Below are 20,230 nucleotides of genomic sequence, written 5' to 3' on the forward strand. Positions count from 1 at the left end.
GTGGTGGCATTGCACCGCCACGCAGCCTTCCCAAGCAGCGGGAAGTGCTACCGCCCTCCTCCGCCAGCGCTCCCAGGCATCAGGTCATAGGGATGCTTCTACCCAGGCAACAATGGGTATCAGGTTCCCTGTGCTTGTCGCCTGGCGAAAAAGCGCGCAGACCGCGCTGCAGCCGGGGTCAATGCATGCGCCCCGGCTGCACGCCCTGCAACTCGCAAGCACATGCTCAATGCAAGGTGCTACGAGCCTTCAACCGTGCCTGCTCGACGACCTCCTGCCAGGTGTCGTTCTCGTCCTCGCGCACCGTGAACCAGGGGTATACCTGCTCGCGCCGCTCGTAATTCGCCCATTGCCCTAGCACATCCTCGCCGGACGCCCGTATCACCCTGGACTCACGCCCCAGCGCATCGTACACATGGCGGTCGGCATGGATCCCTTCACGCGCGCTGTCGTCGCTGACCCAACGCCAGTCGTCCAGATAGAACGGCAGCCACACCTGCACCGCCTGCCCCTTGTTGTCGAACCGGGTCTTGCCGGTAACCGCCCAGCGGATCGTCGCGTCCGCGACTACCGCGCACCCCCGGTCATCGGTTTGCAGGGCACCTTCGTCGGTGCGCACGAACGCCTTGCCGGGCGGGTTGAGGATGGCGGTCTGCAGCAGCTGTTCGCCACCGCTCAGCGTCACCTGCACCCGCACCTGCTGCTCAGGATCGCTATCGTAGCGATCGGTCTGAATGCGGATGACGTGGGGTGGCACGCGGCCTGTCAGGCCCGATGACGGTGCGATGCCGTCACGGCGCAGGCGCTCGGCTTCACGGCGCCAGCGCAAGACGCCACAACGGCGCCGCTCATCGAGGCTGCCGTCCGGACGCAGCGCCAGCGGCATCCAGCTGTCGGCCACGACGGTAAAGGCCATGGCCACCGGCACGCCCTTGGTCTGGTTCAGCGCCACCGCCTGCTCGACGGTGAGTGGCGGCTCGAAGGCCAGGTCCGGGCTGTACCCGGTCACCACCGCAGCGTCGCTACCGGGCGGCGTCTCGGTACCATGGAAGCGGGTATGCGCCACCCGCCCCAAGCCGTCCAGGGTGGCCTGGGTGATGTTGTCGTTGGCGTCCTTCAGGCGCACCGGCACCAGGAAGCGCCAGTCATGGGCCTCGACCGTGGAGGTCAGCCCGGCGGCGTCGGTCACCTCGCGTACCGTGATGTCATGCGCGCTGTAGACCAACCGGCTGGGCCCCGTCACCGTGCTCTCCTGCACCATGGCCGGCTGCCAGAAATGCGCCGCGCCCTGGTAGGCGGTGATGCCGTGGTGACCGGCAAACGCCTCTTCGACCCGGGGCAGGCCAGGGATTGCGGGCGCGCCGAGCGCCTCTGGATCCTGCGGGTCGGCCAGCTCCGGCGCGTCCTCGGGCCGGCTCATCGCGACATAGCCTCCGCGCCTGAGCAATTCGGCCAGCGACTGCGCCTGCACCGGCGTGCCAAGCCATGCGCGCACCTCGTCAAGCCACGATTGGGCCTCAGCGGCCATCTCCCTGGCCAGGTCCGCCGAGTTCAGCACGGCCATCAGTGCGCGCCAGAACAGCGCATCGGCCGACGCGGCGCTCAAGGCGCTGGCGACGGCCCCCTGAAGCGCTGTCAGTACCGGGCCGCCCTGTGGCTCCTGACGGCCGAACCAGGCCACCACGGCGCCAAGATCGCCATCCGCGACCCGGCTCTTGCCGGGCAGCGCCGCCTGCAGCCCTGCGGGCAGCTCGGCTGCCGGCGCCGCCAGTAACCGCTCACGCAACGCATCCACGGATATCACCGTCTTCAGCGCGCGACGCAACAACTGGCAACCCTCCTCGTCCACCGTCGCCGTGCGCAGATACGCCAGCAGCAGTCCATAAAGCGTCTCGGGCTGGTCCATGGCCGGCAGACGCTGACGCACACGCCCCAGCACCGCCGGATCGGCCGCGCCCATCCCGTCCTCTACCAGCTCGTGCAAGGTCTGCTCGAACGTGGAGCGCAAGACATCGAGCGAGGTTTTGTCCAGCATGGCCGTACGGGTGTAGGCCACCAGTGCCTGACGTGACGGCGTGGAGGACACGCCACAGCCATCGGCGCCGCGCCAGAGCACCTTCTCGTAGCCCGCCAGGGTGGTCCTGTCGGGGTCGTCCAGCGGCAGGCCCTGCTCCTGCAGCATTTCCACGCTGAACCCGCCAGGCGGCACATCGACGCCAGCGAACCTGAGCACATCCCGTCGCGTGCTTCCCGGCAGGCCGATGACGAAGTCATCGCCCTGCAGCAGGTTGTGCACGGTGGCGCGGGTGAGATCGACCCAGCAGGTGTATTGCTGTGGATCGCAACTGGCCTCGATCAGGCCTTCGGGCAGGCTGGCTGGGTAGATGCGCCGCGCGGCCTCCTCCCGGCGCAGATCTTCGGCGCTCAGTTGACGCGGATAGTGAATGGCGACGTTCTGCAGCACATTCCCGTACGCGTCCTGCTCGAGCACGATGGCCTGGGTCACTACAGGGTCCTCGGTGATGCGCTCGCAGTTGAACGTCAGGCTCTGCTGCGCTGTCACCAGGGCCGACGGACGCAGGCTGTCGGCGCTGGCATGGGCACGAATGCACAGGCGCGACCGCTCGACGCGGTAAGGCCGGTCGGCCCGCGCGTCACCGTCATCGCCATACACCTCCGTGCGCATGACCTGACCACGGACAGCGCGGTACAGCCAGGCACGCAGGTCCGGAGCAGGGTCGAAGACCTGCTCGCCCTGGTCGGTCCACCGGGTGAAGCGCAGCGGGCCTTGGGGGAAGGCAGCGTCCATGTCGGTACAGGCCTCCTGGGCGACCGCGTCACGCGCCTCGACGCCCGAATGGAACCAGGTACAGACCCGCGCCGGAGGCGACAGCTGCGCCGCCGTCGCCTCGGCGATGGCGTGGGTGTCGGTCTGGATCAACCGGGTGAAACCGGCGAACTCGCGCTCATCGCCATCCCAGACGCCCCCCAGGTAAGTGGTTTCACTGCCCAGGCACAGGCCGGTAATTTCATTGATCGTCGTCACCCGGCTGAGCGTGTGCACCGGAAACGGCAGATGGCTGACCGGAGCCGGATCGCCGCAGGCCTGCGCGGCGGCCTTCTCGTCGAGCCAGGCCTGGGCCGAACTGCGATACGTCAGCTGGGTGCGGCTGCCGGCATTGTCGACGACGGTTTCCAGCAGCCAGGGCCGCTGGTCGTTGAAACGATACAGCCAGCTGCGCGGCGCGTTGTCCGGGCCGTGGTGCGGGACCGTCAGCAACAGCTGCGCCGTGCCCTGGCCCTGCAGGTCCACCACCTGCAGCTTGCAGGTCGGATCCAGCGCCACGCCTTCAGGTGCCGGTACAAACTCACGCTCCTCATAGCGATTGCCGCACTGGCTGATGAACACACGGATACCGTCGGCCTGCAGGTAGAGAATGTCCGTCGTGCCGGCACCGTCGGTGTCGGCCAGCAGTACCCGCGCGGCCGTGAAGTCGTCCACCGCGAAGCCGGGGATGGCCTGCGCCTCGCCGAACCTGCCGTAGCCCAGCGACGGCCACAGCGTCACGCTGTCGCCGGTGATGCGCATCAGGTGGTTCTGGCCACTGCCGGCCGGATCGGCGAAAGCCACCAGCTGACGCTCCGCGTCGTCCACCGACGGCAACGGTTCTCGCCCGCTGTACGCCGAGGTCATGGCGGCCATCCATCCCGCGCTGCCAGCCGATGGGTACAGGCGAACGCTACGGGGGCCCAGGGCGCGCAGCATCACCACGTCCGGCCTGCCGTCACCTGTCAGGTCGGTCAGTTGCGCCAGCGGATGAGCGTATTCGACCGGCAGCGCGGTCAGGGGCACCAACCCGCCCCAAGTGCCATCCGGGGCCAGGGTGAAACTGCCGCGCAGGCCACCGGCAGTGACCAACCACTCGGGCCTGCCGTCGCTGTCCAGGTCGACCAGGGTGCCGCTCGCATTGCCCGGACGCAGCGGCAGTGGCGCGGACGCGCCCCAGGTGACGGCGTCTTGGCTACCGACCTTGCGCTGCGGTGTCCGGTAGTGCCAGGCCCCCTCCTCCAGGTACAGCAACCCAGGGATGCCGTCGCCGTGCAGGTCGGCCATCTGCCAGGCGGGCGACCAGAAGCCATCGAGTTCCGCTACCGTCTCCCAGCCCGGCTGCGCCCTGCCTGGCTGGGTCAGCTCGAACTCCAGAGGAGGCAGTCGGCTCGTCGGCTCGTCGGTCAACTGCTGCGCGGACACCAGGATGCTGGCCACCGGGCTGCTGTCGTATTGCAGGTGCAGGCGGCTCACCAGTTCGGGCGTATCGTCGGCCCGGCCGGCCATGCGCGCGGTACGGTGCCAGAGCAAAACGTCCCGGCAAAGACGACGCAGACGCACATCGAAGCCGTAGCGCCAGAACGAATGACGGTCCTCGCGCACCGGCCAATCGCGCACTGGATGCGGCGCAGGTGGCGTGTCAGGGTCGGCGCCGCGCTCGCCGTAGTCGAACACGGTGAAAGTCAGGAAATCGGTTGCGTCGAACCCATCGCGCGGGATCAGCAACGCCTGCGAGGGTGTCGCGTTCATGGCATAGACCGCCTGCGGGTACAGGTTGGCCACTCGCGGGTGCGCGGCGAGTTCCAGGGCGTCGCAGCCCTGGTCGTCCTCGTCGCGGTAACGGTAGACCACATGTTCGCCACGGGCGGAAACGGTCTCTTCGATATGCCAGCCGGCGACATGCCCGGGGTTTTCCGGGTCGCGCAGGCGGGCGCCGGCCGACCAGCCATACAGCGACAGGCTGCCGTCGGCCAGGTAGTGCAGCCAGAAGCCGGGATCCCCGGCCACAGCTTCGTCCACCCAGTGTTCCAGGCGCTCCATCAGGCCACCCGTGCGCGATTGCCAGGGTGTGACCCGATAGGCGCCCATGTCGTTGGAAAACGGCAGGTGCGTGCTCCGACGGGCCGCGCCGGCCAGCAGGATTTCCTCGCCAGAAGGGCCGACCATACGGTCGTTCCCCGCGTATCGAGGGAAGCCGAAGCGGCTCATGCGGTAGATCGACGGCAAGCTACATTCCCAGCCAGCGCCAAAGGCGCTGTTGCCGCCGGAAGAGGAATATTGCAGCGCCAGGCTGGCCGACAAGGCGCGGCCAGCCGGTGATGGCAGCGGCAGTTGCCAGCCCGCGGCGCCATCGGGGCCGCCGCTGGACAGCATGCCGCCGCCGACGGAAACGGTGCCGCCGCCCTTGGGCAATGACGGCGGGGTATAGAAAGGTGCGCGAGTGCCCTGCGACGAAAAGGGTGCAGTCTGCTCAGACATGAAACATCTCCAATCGAACTTCGTCCTGTGGACGGATCGATTTGTCAGTGATTAGCCATCATCGAAATTCGATAGTGGCAACGTTGCCAGGAGCGCGAACACCTTCATGGGGGGAGGTATTCGCGCAACAGCTTGCTGGCAATCACAACATTTGGTTATCGATCAACCGCAGTCGGTTTCCGAAGCCCGATACAGAGATGCGCAGGCTGAACGTGCCGCTGCGATCACCTGCGGTCAGCAACCAGGTTGCACCGGCAGCGGTCAACGGATTGCTGGCGCTGTATCCTGGCGAGGCATGCAAATTAGCCGAAACCATGTCCGGGCTACTGAAAGATAGTGCAGCGTAGCGCCCGCCTTGGTGCAACGGGCTACCTGCCCTGGGTACGACACGGAGTTCAGTTTGCGTATTTCGTCGAAATGTCTGTGAGGAGCCGTCAGGTACAATGGCACCGCCCAGCCTCAGCTCGACTTCATCGGCCAGATTTCGAGACATTAGCAGGCAGGAACCCAGCGTAATCGGGGCCTGCATGCCGCTCATGTGAATACTCAGAGAAAAGGTACCGCTCGTATTTCGTCCTGTCAGTGACCACTCCAGCATCGCCCCCGTGAAGGCGCGAGTCACGTTGTAAGTCGGTACCGCGACCACGTCATTGGACCTCAAGCTACCGTTGATAAACGCCAAGCTGGCATTCAAGCCTGCGTCTCCCAGCGGGCTGCCGTCCCTGAGCCTGATACCTACGGTGCTTCGCTCATTGCGCCAGAGCGATGGCCTGGGGCTGATGGCCGGGACGTTGTTAAACAGCAGTTCGACCTCATGGTGCAAGTTCGAGGAAAGCAACAGGCAGTTGCCCAGCGTTACAGGGGAATCGAATCCATCGACGTGAATGCTCAAGGAAAACTTGCCACTCACATTCAGCCCTGTGAGCGACCACTCCAACATCGGCGTCGTGAACTCTCGCCTGGTGTTGTAGTCGGGCACGGCTGTCACGTCTCTCGAACTCAGGGTGCCATCATTGAACACCAACCTGGCACTCACTCCCGACTGTGCCAGTGGGCTGCCGTCCCTGAGGCCGATGCTCAAATTGCTTGGCCTGTTACGCCAGAAAATGGATCGAGGGCCGATGGGCGCGTGGTCGAATGCGATCGAAATTTCGTCATTCAAGTTCGATGACAGCAGCACGCAGTCCTTCAACATCAAGGGCGTATGGAAGCCTGTCACATGAATCGCCAAGCCGAACGTACCGCTCACGTCCTGGCCAGTCAGGGACCAGCCCAGGCCCGTAGCCGTCAACTTCTCTCTCCTGTCGTAAACCGGCGAGGCCAAAAGGCTGTCCGCGGTCAGGCTTCCATTGGCGAAAGTCAGCCATGCGTCGAGCCCGAGCGAACCCAGCGGGCTGCTGGCCTTGGGCACCAGAAACACTGCGCTGGCCACACTGCGCCGCAACACTGCGCGGGAACCTTTGAGTACCGGGGCGCCATCGAACGACAGCTCGACCTCCTCGCTCAGATCGGTGGAAAGCAACACACAGGTATCGATCACCAACGGTTCAAGGAAGCCGTCCATATGCAGCTGCAGCCCGAACGTACCGCTGAGGTCCGCGCCGGTCAGCGACCAACTCAGTCCCTCCGGCTGGAACGCCTGGTTACTGCCATAGCCAGGCACGGCACCCACATCGCCCGGTACCAGGCTGCCGTCGGTGAAGCTCAGCCAGGTGTCGAGCTTCATGCCCCCGAGCAGGCTGCCCGGTTTGGGCACGATGGACAGCGTCCGCACCTCGCCTCGCCGGAACAAGGCTGGCGCAGTCAAAGGCGCGCCACCCAGCAGCAGATCGACTTCATCCGCCAGGCTGGCCGACAGCCGTACCCCGCGCAAGGACAGCGGCACGTCCAGGCTCGGCGTGGCCGCTTCCAGGTTGAACGTGCCCTGCTCGTCACCGCTGACGATCTGCCAGCTGATGCCTTGGGCAGTCATGGTTTGCGCCGTGGTCGGGCTCAAGGTGATGCCCAGCTGTGGTTGGCCGTCGGGCCATTGCAAGGTCACCGGCAAGCCATCGAAAAAGCCGCCAGCGCGCTTCGGTCGCAAGGTCAAGGTGTGGCTGCCGATGCTTGTCAGGCGCAGGTTCAACGCATCGAAGTCGCTGATGGGCTCGCCGTTGAACAGCACATCGAGCTGCTCCGTCCAGGGCGAGGTAAGAAAGCCCGGGATCGCGCTGATCCGCTCGCTCGCTTGCCCCAACGCATCTTCACAGCAGGCCTTGAACGCCAGGCGGTCATCAGGGCCGAGGTCGCCCGGCGCAGGCTTGTAGTTCAGCACCGCCCGCCCCTGCTCGTCCGTCGGCACCGTGCGGTAGGGTTTGTCGTTCAGCAGCCAGGTCACGTCCTTGCCTGCCAGCACACGCTCGGGCGCGAAAGGACTCTTCACCACGGCGCTCAGGCGAGTGCTGTTGTCCAGCTCGACGATCGGCACCACGCCGTCCCACTGCAGATCGACGACGTCGTAGCGGAAGTCACCGACCTGCATTGGCAGCGCATGCTTGAGGGCCTGCCAGTAGCTGCCCAGACCCAGCGTTACTTCACCGGAAAGCACCTCCTGGGCCTGCGCATGGATGTCCCAATGCGCGCCGGTCGACGCGGGTAGCGGCTGGTAGCTTTCCTCATGGTCGTTGTCGTTGAGGTTCAGCGCAGGGGTCGTGTGCACGCCAAACTCCACCGGCAGGCGCTCATCCTCGTTCATCCACAGCAGGCTGAGTTTCTGCTCCTGCCAGTGGTTGCCGTCCTGCGCCTTGACTTCCAGTCGATGCACGGCGCCATGGCACAGCAGCAGCGGGCTGCCGGTCTGTTCGATCGCACCGCCGTCGGGGTCCACAGTCAGGCGCATGTCCCCCGCCAACGGCGGCAGACGCAACTGCGACACGACATCGCGGATGTACAGGTACGCCAGCCCCACCGAGTTCGGGGTTTCGAATACCACACGCAGACGTTGGGCGCCGGCTGGCACGGCGATGCGCTGCACTGACAGCTCATGCCATGTGGGGTCGTCGAGCAGCGCGCGGCGGCTGGCCTGCGGCGGCTCGCCGCGCATGGGTTGCCGGTAGAGCAGGTCCGTCTCGTTCTGCCCTTCGAGCAGGTAGACGCTGAGCGTGCACTCGCCGAACCAGCTGGCGTTGTACTGGCAACCCAGCCAGTAGTCCGGGCGGCCTTCGCTGGCCGGGTTCGCCGCCATGGGCAGCTCGAAATCCTGCCAGACCCGGTTGTTCCGGGTGATGCCTACGTAAGTGCCACCGTCATCCGCCGAGAAATAGGCGAAGCCGTTGCTGTTCTGGCTCTGCCAGGCGCTGCGTGGGCCGATGCTGCCCCGAGGGAACGAAGGGGCGTCCAGCACCGAGTGGCTGATGCTTTGCTCGGCCGTCCCTGCCAAGGGGCGGCCAGGGATGAGGGGTTCAATGATGTGTAGTGACATGATGATCTCCAATTTTGCACAGGGTGGGGCTGGCCCCGTGCGCGCTCGCGCACGGGGCGTTGTTGTCAGGGTCGAATGGGGGGGATCAGGGTGCTGGCCGCGACATCAGCGCGTCGACCTGCTCCTCGAACTGCGTCCCGCCATGCAGGGCGAAGTACTGGACGTCCACGACGATGTCGCTGAGTCCGTCGAGCAACTCGGCCTGCTCGGCATGACGCGGGAATTTCAGGTGCCAGTCGGATACCGCGCCGGTGCCTTCGAACGGCAAGTAGCGGTCGTCGGTCTCGGCGGAGGTGAACAGGCCGATGTCCTGATCGGCCGATGACAGGCAGACCTGCTGGCGGGCGCGCAGGCTCATCATCACGTGACGGCCGTCGCCTTGCTCCTGCGCCAGTTCCGGCGACAGGAACTTCACGCCTTCGATATCCGGTCGGGTCAGCAACCGGCTCTGCCTCTGGGTCAGGCTGGCGCGAATGTTCTGGTATGGCCCCAGCAGAGCCGGCAGGGTCAGCGCCACACTGTGCAGGCGACGCAGGTAGTGACCGGGGTAATCCTGGTTGTACAGCCCCTCGGACAGGCTGAAGGTCAGCTCGCCGTCCTTAGCCAGCACGTCACGCAAGGCCTGCCAATCGGCAATGGGCTCGCCGCCCTGGTCGAAGACCAGCCCCTGCGTGAGCAGCGCCTGCAGCGACACAGTCTTGCGCAGCTCCAGGTGCCGCTCGTTGCGCAGCAACGCCTCGGCCTCCAGGCGGTGCAGGTCCAGGCGCAGTTCGCCGCCGGCGTTCAGGCCATGACGATCGGCCTGCCAGACCGGGGTACGGATGATGCGCTTGTCGTAATTGCCGGTCTCGTACTGCCAGCACGCCTCGGCGCTGTGACACAGGCTCACCGCCACGTCGAACAGCGTCGCGTGCCAGGTCGTGGCCTGGGAGCGCAGCCAGCGGTACAGCGACACGCTGGTCGACTTGCTCTGGTAGAACGCATACAACTGCTGGGCCTGCGCCAATGCCGTGCGGCTATGGACCAGGGCCTGTTCAGCGGCCAGGGTGGCGTGCTGCTGCACCTCGAGCTGCTTGTCAATGACCTCGCGCTCCTTGCCCGCCAGCCGGGCCTGCAGCTCCCACTCTTCGCGGCGGCGGCGGTAGCCTTGGGACTCGCGCAGCAGCTCGGCCGCGGTGGTCTTCGCGGTACCCGCGATATCCAGCGCGTAACCGGCCATCATCAGTGGCCCCTTGAACTTCATCCCGCCGCTGGCCAGACCAAAGACGTTGGGGGCCAGCTCGGCCAGGAACGAGGCACCGACCAGCGCATGCCCGGCGCTGGACATGATCCGTCCGTCGCCGTGCAGGCTCATCGCCTCGCTCTCCTGCTCGGAAATGTTCTCCTGATACAGGCGCGTGTAGTGCGCCTCGCGCAGTGTGGTGGCGGCGCGCTGGGCCCTGAGCACACCCTCGGTCTGTTGCTGCTGGCTGAGCAGCTGTTCCTGGATGGCGATGGTATAGCCGGCGATTTCCGCCGCCTGCCGAAACTGCAAAGCCTCGAGCTCGGTGCGCTCTTGCTGCTCCATGTAGCCGCGCAGTTGCTCGCCTAACTGCATCAGCGTCGTCACCACCTCCTGGGCCTTGGCCACCAGGGTGCGGAAGCGGTAAGGCGGTACCACCGTGCGGTAGCCCATCAGGTGCGACAGGCTGGCATTGCCGCCCATGCGCGCCATCAGCAGATCGAATGGATTGGCCGCCGGCGCATACAGCGGCAACGCCATCGGCGAGCCCTCGATCGACAGGAAGTGACGCAGGTTGTGGAAGCGTTGCGACAACAGCTGCCAGATATCCAGCAGCTGCCGATTGACCGGCAGCCGGAAGGCCGGATGCGCCGCCACGCCAGACCAGAAGAACGTGGACAGCTGCTTGGGCAGATCCGCCGGCACCACGGCTTGCGCATCGCCCACCGACCAGACCCCGTCCTGCATGGACGCCAGCAACGCTGCCACGGTTTTCGGCTGCCAGGTGTTGATCGCCCGTGCCTGCGGCGCTTCGCCCATCAGGTCCGCCGCCATGCGGTACAGCAGCCAGGCGTTGGCCAGGCTGTCGCGACTCTGACGTCGATACTGCACGTCGGCCTCGCCGATCAGCAGGCGCACGTACTGCATGAACACTGCCTTGCGATAGTGCGACGGCGCGTGCAGCGCGATGGCGTGCGGATCGACCAGTTCATGCTCCAGGCCCGCGGCCGGGGTGTCGTCACGCAGCAACCAGGCGCAGTTCCAGTAGTCGACCCCAGGGGTTTCCGTCGGAGCCTGCCGGTGCTGCGGATCGAACACCAGCGTCAACCAGCGGCGAGCCTCTTCGAAACGCTCCTCCTCCTGCAGGCGTGAGGCGATCAGGTGCGGCACATGGAAGAACAGTTCGCGCAGGTACATGCCGTTGGCGTCGTACAGGCTCATCAGCGGATCGTCGGGAGCACGCTGCCAGCTCAGGTAGCCATTGCCGGCCTCGTCCGGGACATAGGGCGGCTCCTGCAGATGTTGCGCGTCCCAGGCGAAGACCGCCCGGGGCGAGGCCTGAGCACGATTGATCAGGTCCGGCACGTGCTGGGAGTTGAGCCGAACGGCGAGTGGTTTCTGGGCGCCGCCGATGAAATCGAACACCAGAAACTCGGTGCCGCTGGTCTGCTGATGAATGTAAGGCCCGGTACTGACGCCAAGCGACGTCATCTGCGAGCGGGTGATCGTGAACGTGGACATGGCCCCGCCACGCTGCCCGAAGCGGCACACGAGGGTGTTCGAGCCCGCGCTCCACTCATGCGCCACCCGCGCACTGCTGGCACCACCGTTCAGGGTCCAGGAGCCGCTCCACAAGCGTTTCCCGTCGATGGTCAGCTCCATATCGTCCAGGCGCACGGTATCGGGCTCCACGGTGATGAAGTTCGTGTAGTCGCTGAGCGGGGCCGGCGTATTCTGGTCGATGCTGACGCTAAAGCCTGCGCCATCGCGAATGTAGCGGCGGGTGAAGGCTGTCATCGGGATCATCAGGCTCGTCAGGTCGAGCGGGGTCACCGCTTCGTACCTGCCGTAGTTCGTGCGCTGGAACTCCCTGGCGAGCACATGGACGTCGCCCAGATCAGGATGGTTCAGGGTCATGCGCTGAAAATCGGGCTGGTACCTCGCCATGCAGCGGAGCTCGAAGCCGCCCTGGGCGGTGGTGCGGATAACGACGCTCTCGACGCCACGGCCAAGCCAGCGCAACCTTCCGCTGGACAGCTGCATGGACACCGGCCTCAACGCCTTGCGCTCCTCGCTGGAGTGCACCCGTAGCTGCAGCATGTGACTGTCCTCGCCGTGCTCGGTCAGCAGGGCATCGAGCAGCGTGTGGCGGTCGTTCTGCTCGCCCGGCGTGACGCTGTCCACCCACCAATCGCTGGCGGACAAGCGGCGCTGCAGCGCCAACTTGCCCTCAGCGTGTTCGAACAGCTTGAACAGGCGGGACCTGCCGTTGGCACTGAAATCCTGTTCACCGACCTCGCGTTTCAATACATCTCGCTGAAGCTTGTACAAGTCTTCCTCATAGGCCCGCAAGGCGACGTACAACTGATCGTCACTGCCACGCACCCGCCCCAGCGCCAGGGCTAGCAGTTGGTAGGCCTGCGCATCGAACTCGCCATCGGCGCCGGCCTCGACATTCTGGCTCCAGAGTTCTTCGGGCGAGGACCACTGGTTGTCGAGCCCCAGGTGAATCACTTCCAGCTTCAGCGGATAGCGCTTGTCGGTGCCGGCGGTATCGACGGAAACCGGCGCGCCCTGGTGCAGCCAGACCAGATGCAGGCGCCCACAGAACAGCACCAGACGCGCCTGGAGCACCGTGGTGCCGGCGGGCATGTCGATCGGCAGCCATTCCGCCCAAGCGTCCGGTTGGACGAAGGTGGACCCCTGGTCCAGGCGGATACCGACCTTGCGCCAGTAGTACTTGGGCGGTGAAGCGGTGTCCTTGCCCAACAGGTAGTAATCCGAGTTGGCGAAGGCATGGCCGGTAAAGCGTTCGGCTTCGAGTCGCTCGTCGCGGTAATCGATGTAGCCAGAATGCACACGGATGCTGTTCTGGTACTCGTAGGCGTTCAGATAGGTCAGCAACGCGCTCTGCACGGCGGCGTCGGTGATCTGGCCCTGGCCCAGGTCGTTCTCCAGGGTCTGGAACAACTGCGTCTTGTCCAGGCGCAGTTCGGCGCGAATGAAGTTCTCCGGGTAGTCCTCCAGCATCTGGTTGGCCGCCCACAGCGAATAGTTCGCCATGGCTTGTTGCCAGAAAGCGATCAGGTCAGGGGCGAAATCCTGCTTGTAGCCCGGCTCGATGTTATTGAAGATCGAATTGATGTAGGTCTGGGTGCAGGCCAGCGCTTCGGCCAGGCGAGTGGTCTTCACCTTGGCAGTGACCTGGGTGTCCATCATGAAATAACGGTCCAGGTGTTCGGCCGTGATCATGTTCAATGACCCTGCCTGTAGCTTGTCGGGCAGTACGTGATGAATAACGTAGGCGCTCAGCGCATCGCGCCATTGCTCCGACAGCCGATCGGTTAACTCACTGTTCATGGGAACCTCACTTGAAAAAGGACGGAAAGGGTTGGGCCTGGGGTCAGTCGCGTGGCGGTTGGACTGCGGTTTGTGTCCATAGCGGAGCGATCGCCTGGTCGTAGGTGAGCCCCAGTCGGAGGGCGGCGATGTGCTGCAGCGATGTCGTCGAGCTGACGATCTGCCACGTCACTTCCCGCCCGACGAAGCGGTTGTCGGCACCCAGGGCTGGGCTGAATGCCAGGCCCAGGGCAGCATTCGAGTCGCGACCGGAATAGAGCAGGTTCATCGGCACGTTCAGCAGCGGATGATCGGCGGCCAGGCGATAGGTCAGGGTGTGTGTCGAGGTGCCCGTCGAAGGCTGGGTGATGGTGATCGGGCCATCGACGGTCTCGCCGTCGAACAGGACTTCCATCTGCAGCGGCGGCAGGAACGTCACCGGCGAGAAGCGGTGAGACTGTTGATCGCCCCAGCTGGCGATGACGGTCAGTTCCCCGGTGTCATCGCTCTTCAGGTTGAAGCGGGCGATGCCTTCGGGCCCGGTCAAGCGCACCACCGGCTCGATGCCGCCTTGCTCGACGGTCCAGGTCACTGGGTAGCGCTCGACCGGCTTGCCGTCGGAGCTGAAGATGTGCACCTCGTATTCGCTGGCGCCGATGCCGTCGGCCATTGGCCATTTGCCGCTTTCCCACACCGTGCGCAGCGTGGCGTCGGCCAGCACGTCGAAGGACAGTTCGCGATAGTGGTACTCGAGCGGCCACGAATCATCGGTCAGCAGCCCAAGGGTCACCTGCACGCCCCCCGCGTTCCTGGCACGCAGAATGGCTTGAGCCTGCCCTTTTTCATCGCTGTGGGTCGAGGCGCGGATCACCTCGGCCCCGGTGCATGTCCAGGTCATCGCCTGGCCAGCTGCCGGTTCGCCGTCAAGGCCCAGTATCGTGGCCTTGACCTGGATCTCGTCGCCAGCGACCGCCCAGGAGGCCAGCACCAGCGAGCCGATGTATGGCCGGTCGTCGAAGCCGACTTCGAAGAATTCGGGGCTCGCATTGCCAGCGGAGTACCAGGCAGAGACGCTGCCGGTCCCTTGCCGCAGGCTGCGCAGGCCGATATGGCTGTAGCCGAGGCTGTCGGTCAGCGTCTCGCCGCCGGTATCGACGAAGGTGCCGATCTCGGTGGCCCAGTTGACCAGGCGATCGACCCCGGGGTTGCCGTAGCGGTCCTCCAGCAGCGCACTGAAGCGGTACTGACCGCGATTGCCGGCCAGCTCCCAAGGCTCCCAGGGCTTGCCCTCGATCGGCCACAAACCGAGCGACTCCTCGTCGCAGTCGATCATCACAGGTGGCGCGAAGGCGCTGCTGTCCAGCAAGTAGGTGCCCTTCACATGGGCAACGCCCATCTCCCGCCCGGCCAGCAGCTGAACCGTCGCCACGCCGTCGGCATCGGTATAGCTGTAGTGATCGAGCAAAGTGCCAAGGTCGGTTGCCCACGCCACCCGGATGTCCGAGACCGGCTGGTTGTTCATGTCCAGCAGCCTGAGGGTCACGGTGCTGAACTCGTCTCGTTTGCGGGCAATCAGTCGTTGCTCGCTGACCATGCAACGCGACGACAGGCTCTGGCGCAACTCGGCTTCGTCACGCCGTTGCTCGGTGTCACGGCGCAGACTGCTGAGCACTTCCTGCGCGGCCGCCTGGTAAGTTGGGGTATCAGAGTGAGGGCTCAAGCGGCTGAGATTCATCAGCGAAGCCGCGCTCAACCCAGTCTTCTCGCACAACTGGCGCGTGTCCACCAGCGCGCACAACTGCGCGAGGTTGCGAATGATGCCGTCGGGCGACACCCGCGCAGCCACATCGAGCACCTCGCGAATGCCCCAACCCAGCCAGCCGGCGATCTTCTCCGCCGCGGCATCCTTGATCAGACGCTGCTCGTTCGGCGTCAACGAGCCCATCGCCTCGACCAGCGAGAAATAGCCGAGCAACTGCGTTTCCGACTGCCTGGCCAGACGCAGGCAGCGTGTATACCGCTCGAGGAAGTACAGGGTGTGCAATGACAGATCGGTGCTCTTGAGGCTGAACCTTGGCTGTTGCGCGCGCACCAACAGGCTGGAGAAGAACGCCGGGCTCAGCTCGAACTGGCTGGCGACCCTGGCGTAACGCTGCATGCGCTGGATCAGTGGCATGACTGACTTCAGCACTTGCGACTGTGCCAGCGTCGGATCGAAGCTCGCCGCGCTGGCCAGCAACGTATGGACCTTGCCCTCGGCCCAGTAGATCACCGGGATCACCCGCTCGGCGTTGAGCCCCAGCAACTGGGAAAGGCGTTCCTGCACCACTCCCCATTGCTGCGAACGGGCACGCAGCACGACGCCGAGGATCAGCGTTCGCAGGTGTTCGGCTTCGTCCGCCGTCAAGGCCGGCAGTTCGTTGTCCGGCTGATCATCCGTACTGGCCAGATGCTCGATCACCACGCTGATTTCCCGGGAGGCGAAATTCTCGTACTGCAGCGGGTCGAAGTCCTCCTCGGAGTTTCCGGTATCGTTGATCAGGCCCTGCTCATCGACGATCTGCTTCAACTGGGCCTGCCAGCCCAGCGTCTTCAGCGCAGGCACGCCCGCTTCGGCCAGGCTGCGCTCCAACTCCTGGAACGGCAGCAGCTGGCTCTTGAGCTCGCCGAACAGAGTGCTGACTTCCTCGGGTACCACGTCCGCCGTCTCGACCGGCAGCAACTGCTGGACCAACCAGCTGATGGGCAGTTCCTGCTCCTGACACCAGAGCACGCAATGGCAGATGGCATGGATGACGCTCACCGTGTCTGTCTGCGAGAAGCTCTGGTACATCGCGTTCTGCGGAACACCGGCCAGTTGCAGGCCATACAGCCCCTCCGGGCTCAAGGTCTCCAGCAGCGACAGCAGTTCGATCGTGGTGATCGACAGCAGCTTGGCCAGCATCGTCACCCGATAGAATGCGCTGATGGTCGGTAGCGAACGCGTCAGCCGCTCGCTGCCCTGGCCCTGCATCACCAGTCGGGACAGATAGCGGAAGGTTTCCATGTTGATGCCAAGGCCGCTGCACAGCTGGTCGACCGTGAGCTTGCCCTGGGCGAGCTCGTCGCTCAGATCGATCAGGCCGCCGTCGAGCACCAGTGCGCTGGTCGTATCGCTGTTGAAAACGCGATCGAAATGGCTGGGCGTGTCCGCGGTGCCGTAGACAGCCATGTCCGACAAGAGCGCGGAGAAGTCTTCGGCACTGCAGGCAAAACGCTCGCGCAGGAACTGGAACAGCCCCAGTGCGCGAACGGTGTTGGCGGACATCCACAGCGGTGTGCCAGCAGGCTGGATTCTGTTGCTCTCGACAACGGCTCGCTTTTCGGCATCGATCGCCGCGCAGACCACCTGATCCACCTCCGTGTAGGACAACTGCAACGCGTGGGCCAGGCGCACCAGTCGGTTGAGGCGGTCACAGCGCGATTCGGTCAGGCGCTCGAACGCATGATGCTGCGGATCCAGTTCGGCAGTGGCGACTGCCACCGGCTCGCCCTCGCCGCTGTTGATGAAACGAGCACCGAACAGGTCCGCCGTGACCGGGCCGGCATCCCCTTTCTCAGGCACGTTTTCGGAGCGGATCGGGGTGTGCGCCGCCAGGCCGAACAGGGACTCCATTTCATCCTGGTTCATCTGCAGCGCTTGGCAGAAGCTCACCACTTTCTGCAGGTTCGAAAAGCCTGGGACACCAAAGTTGTCATGGAAGAAACGCTCATTGCTCTCAGCTGTGGGCTCGATGCTGCGTCGCGAATGGGTCCTTGACACCCTCGGCACGCGACGACCGCGCGCCGCCATCGACATCCCGATCGCGCCACCGAAGTAAGGCGCCTCGACCAGCAGGGCACGCAACGCAGGCCCCAGCGAACTCTCCTGCTGCAGCGCCGCATCCGACCACTTCGAATGGGCGCCAGGCTGGATGAAATACGGGCTGTCGATATCCGCCAGGCGCACCACGTCGCTCATCGACAGCTGGTTGTGCGCCAACACCGTGCGAATCTGCTGCCAATACGCTTCATAAGGAAACAGCTTCAACGGATAGCGCGTATCAAGCAGCTTGTCCTGAGTGGTGACGCCCTCGTCCGCCATTGCGCCCTGGTGCTCGTCGATCGCCCGCTCCAGCACTCGGCTGGCGACTTCGACCTGGGTCAGCTCAAGGTGCATGGACTGCTCGTCGATGCAAAGATCGAACAGGTCCGGCCGACGGGTCTGCAAAGTCAGGGTCTTGTCCGGGTCGCCCTGGGCCTCGACATGGTCGCGGGCGAAGGCGAGCATATCGATCAGATAGGCCGCCGGCGAAGTGGTGGCATCCACAGCCTGCGGATGGGTATTGCTGGCCCATGACGGCTGGAACTGGTTTTCATAGGTGGGCCCGGTGGTCAACGCCAGGCCCCCTTTCAACTCATCCGATGCACGGCGCACGCTCGCGCTCAGCCGCTGCTCGCGAAAGCCACGCATCAGTGCCGCCGACGCCACTTCTAGACGCCCCTTGAGCCGCTGCGCTTCGCAGTCATGCAAGCCAGAGAACTGCGCCATCAAGCCCGCGGCGCTCTTGCATTCGAGACTTGGGGTAAACGCCCGCGAACGCGCGTCGGTATTCAACTTGGCCTTGAGGCCTGGCTCGGTCTCAAGAATCTTTGCAAGCAACGCCTGCTGGTTTTCACCGCTACCTTCAATCATGTTGCCCCCGGGAAATCCTTGATGTGAGAGATGCGAACAGCCCCGATCACGGGATACTGTCGCTGTCTTCACTGGATGCTAGGGCTGGGGGGGGCGCGCGATAACTCGCAGATGTACTAGGTTGCCAAACGCTCGGAACCTGTAATGATCAATGGCCGCGCACGTCGATCAACGAGCGCTTTGCGCGGAAGTGGAACTCCCGCCCATGCGCGACCCTCTTATACAACATGCAGCCTTTCCCCTGGCTACACCTTCGCGGAGGATTTGCCATGCGCCACTTGCTGCTCGTTCCTTCACTGCTGCTCCTGCTGCCCGCCGGTGCCGCCCTGGCCCGTGTCGATGCCGGCGACGTCGCCACCTCGGCGGGGATTTCCGCTTCGCTGTACTCCACCTTCAAGGACGACAAGCGCATCATTCCCGCCCGTGACGAGCTGTCGGCATTCGTCGCCAGCGGCGGCGCCATTCGCGGTGCCTATCTGGAGTCGGCGCTGGCCGAGGCTCGGCAGGCCAATCCGGGGCTGCAAGCCAGCGACGAAGAGTTGGCCAAGGCCCTGTTGTCACAGGACGACAAGTTGGCGAATCACTGACCGAGCGGCTACCCGAGCGAGTCCCGCCACTCGCTCGGGCTCATCCCGGTCCTGCGCCGGAATACTCGCGCCAGTGCCGAAGGGCTCTGATAGCCCACCGCGCCGGCCACCCACGCCAGAGGCCGCCCCTGACGGATGAGTTTCTGCGCCAGGCCAACCCGCCAGCTGGCCAGGTAGTCGCCTGGCGTCTCGCCGACCACCACCTTGAAATACGCCGCGAAACTGGCCCGGGACATGCCGGCCAGCGCAGCCAGCGCCTCGACCGACCAGTCCTGCGCAGGCGCCTCGTGCAAGGGCACCAGTGCTCGCGCCAGACGCTTGTCGGCTAGCCCCGCGAGCATGCCCGACGGCACGCTATGGCTACCCAGCAAATGGCGCAGCACCTGGATCACCATCAGCTCGAACAGACGATTGAGCACCAATGCCTTGCCACACTCATCCCCCTGGGCCTCGGCGAACAGCCACTCACAGCTGGCCTGGACCCCAGGCAACGCACTCAAGGGGCAGACCATCAGGTCAGGCAAGGCGCGGGCCAGAGGGTTGTCCGGGCCACCGCTGAACGCCAGGGTGGCGCACACCAGTTCAGCGGCGTCAGCGTCACTGGCGACCAGCCGATGCACACGCGGGCGGATCATCAGCATCAGGCTCGGCGCTTCCAGTCGCGTCGACCGCCCCTGGTCATCGATAAAATGCAGCTGACCTGCACGCAACAGGTGCACGTAGCCGACTGGCCGCGCCGCGTCATACTGGGAAATCCCACAGAAGCGACCATGGTGAAAGGTCGAGGCGGTAAACGCGAAATGATCGAGCAAGGTGGCGAGGCGGTCCATCGAAGGCTCCGATTCTGGACGATCAGTTGCATAAACTGGACGATCCGAACCCGAAAGGCAAACCCGACTGGGTAATCTGTGCCCAAGCTTGATACCCAAGCCCTACCACAGGAGTAGCACCATGCCCCGTATAGCCGCCCTTACCCTCGACCAGGCCCCCGCCGCCGCCCGCACAGCCTTGCAAGGCGTCGAAAAAGGCCTGGGCTTCGTGCCCAACACCTTCGCCACCCTGGCCCACTCGACCGCCGCGCTCAATGGCTACCTGGCATTGGCCCAGGCCCTGGGCAGGAACAGCCTGACCGCCACCGAGCGCGAGGTCGTCGCCCTGGCCGCCTCACAGGTCAACGGCTGCGACTATTGTGTGGCAGCCCACAGTTTTCTCGGCCACAAGGCCGGCTTGGACAGCGGCGACGTGCTGGCGGCCCGCGCCGGCACCCTGAATGCCGTTGCCGTCCTGGCGCGCGCGGTGACCGTCGATCGTGGTCAGGTGAGCGATCAGGTGTTGCAGCAAGCGCGGGACGCAGGGCTTGACGATGAGCGTATCGTCGATGTGATCGCCCAGGTGAGCCTGATGACGCTGACCAACTACCTGAACAACGTGGCGCGTACCGAGGTGGACTTCCCGCCGCGCAATACCTGAGCCAAGCCCCTGGGCAGGGCCTCGGCGATGGTTTGCAATGCTTGTGAGACCGAGCGCGGCGCCCAGGATGCCACCAGGGTCTACGCTGACAGGTTCATGACAACGACACTCATCATGGATCGAGGCCCTG

Annotated in this window: 7 protein-coding genes; 2 read left to right on the forward strand and 5 right to left on the reverse strand. The window is 64.9% G+C overall.

The window, feature by feature from the left end:
- Positions 1-226: 226 nt before the first annotated feature.
- The 4 genes from N5D48_RS16220 to N5D48_RS16235 all read right to left on the reverse strand — a co-directional run bounded on the left by N5D48_RS16220 (position 227) and on the right by N5D48_RS16235 (position 18,043).
- A complete protein-coding gene (locus N5D48_RS16220; protein ID WP_279886067.1) occupies positions 227-5,308 on the reverse strand; it encodes a SpvB/TcaC N-terminal domain-containing protein in 5,082 nt (1,693 codons plus the stop codon).
- Between the two features lie 142 nt (positions 5,309-5,450).
- A complete protein-coding gene (locus N5D48_RS16225) occupies positions 5,451-8,768 on the reverse strand; it encodes a hypothetical protein (RefSeq protein ID WP_279886069.1) in 3,318 nt (1,105 codons plus the stop codon).
- 85 nt (positions 8,769-8,853) lie between these two features.
- Positions 8,854-13,350 (reverse strand): neuraminidase-like domain-containing protein, encoded by a 4,497-nt coding sequence (locus tag N5D48_RS16230; protein WP_279886071.1) that lies wholly within the window; start codon positions 13,348-13,350, stop codon positions 8,854-8,856.
- Between the two features lie 43 nt (positions 13,351-13,393).
- Positions 13,394-18,043 (reverse strand): Tc toxin subunit A, encoded by a 4,650-nt coding sequence (locus tag N5D48_RS16235; protein ID WP_279886073.1) that lies wholly within the window; start codon positions 18,041-18,043, stop codon positions 13,394-13,396.
- A gap of 269 nt (positions 18,044-18,312) precedes the next feature.
- Here N5D48_RS16235 and N5D48_RS16240 point away from each other — a divergent pair, with 269 nt between their 5' ends.
- A complete protein-coding gene (locus N5D48_RS16240) occupies positions 18,313-18,630 on the forward strand; it encodes a DUF2388 domain-containing protein (protein WP_279886076.1) in 318 nt (105 codons plus the stop codon).
- A gap of 8 nt (positions 18,631-18,638) precedes the next feature.
- Here N5D48_RS16240 and N5D48_RS16245 read toward each other — a convergent pair whose 3' ends face one another.
- A complete protein-coding gene (locus N5D48_RS16245; protein ID WP_279886078.1) occupies positions 18,639-19,460 on the reverse strand; it encodes an AraC family transcriptional regulator in 822 nt (273 codons plus the stop codon).
- Positions 19,461-19,581: 121 nt separating this feature from the next.
- Between N5D48_RS16245 and N5D48_RS16250 the strand changes: the two genes are divergently transcribed.
- On the forward strand, positions 19,582-20,100 hold the full coding sequence (locus N5D48_RS16250) for a carboxymuconolactone decarboxylase family protein (protein WP_279886081.1): 519 nt from the start codon (positions 19,582-19,584) through the stop codon (positions 20,098-20,100).
- Positions 20,101-20,230: the final 130 nt, after the last annotated feature.

The organism is Pseudomonas sp. GD03858 (genome assembly GCF_029840925.1).
Taxonomy (GTDB): Bacteria; Pseudomonadota; Gammaproteobacteria; order Pseudomonadales; family Pseudomonadaceae; genus Aquipseudomonas.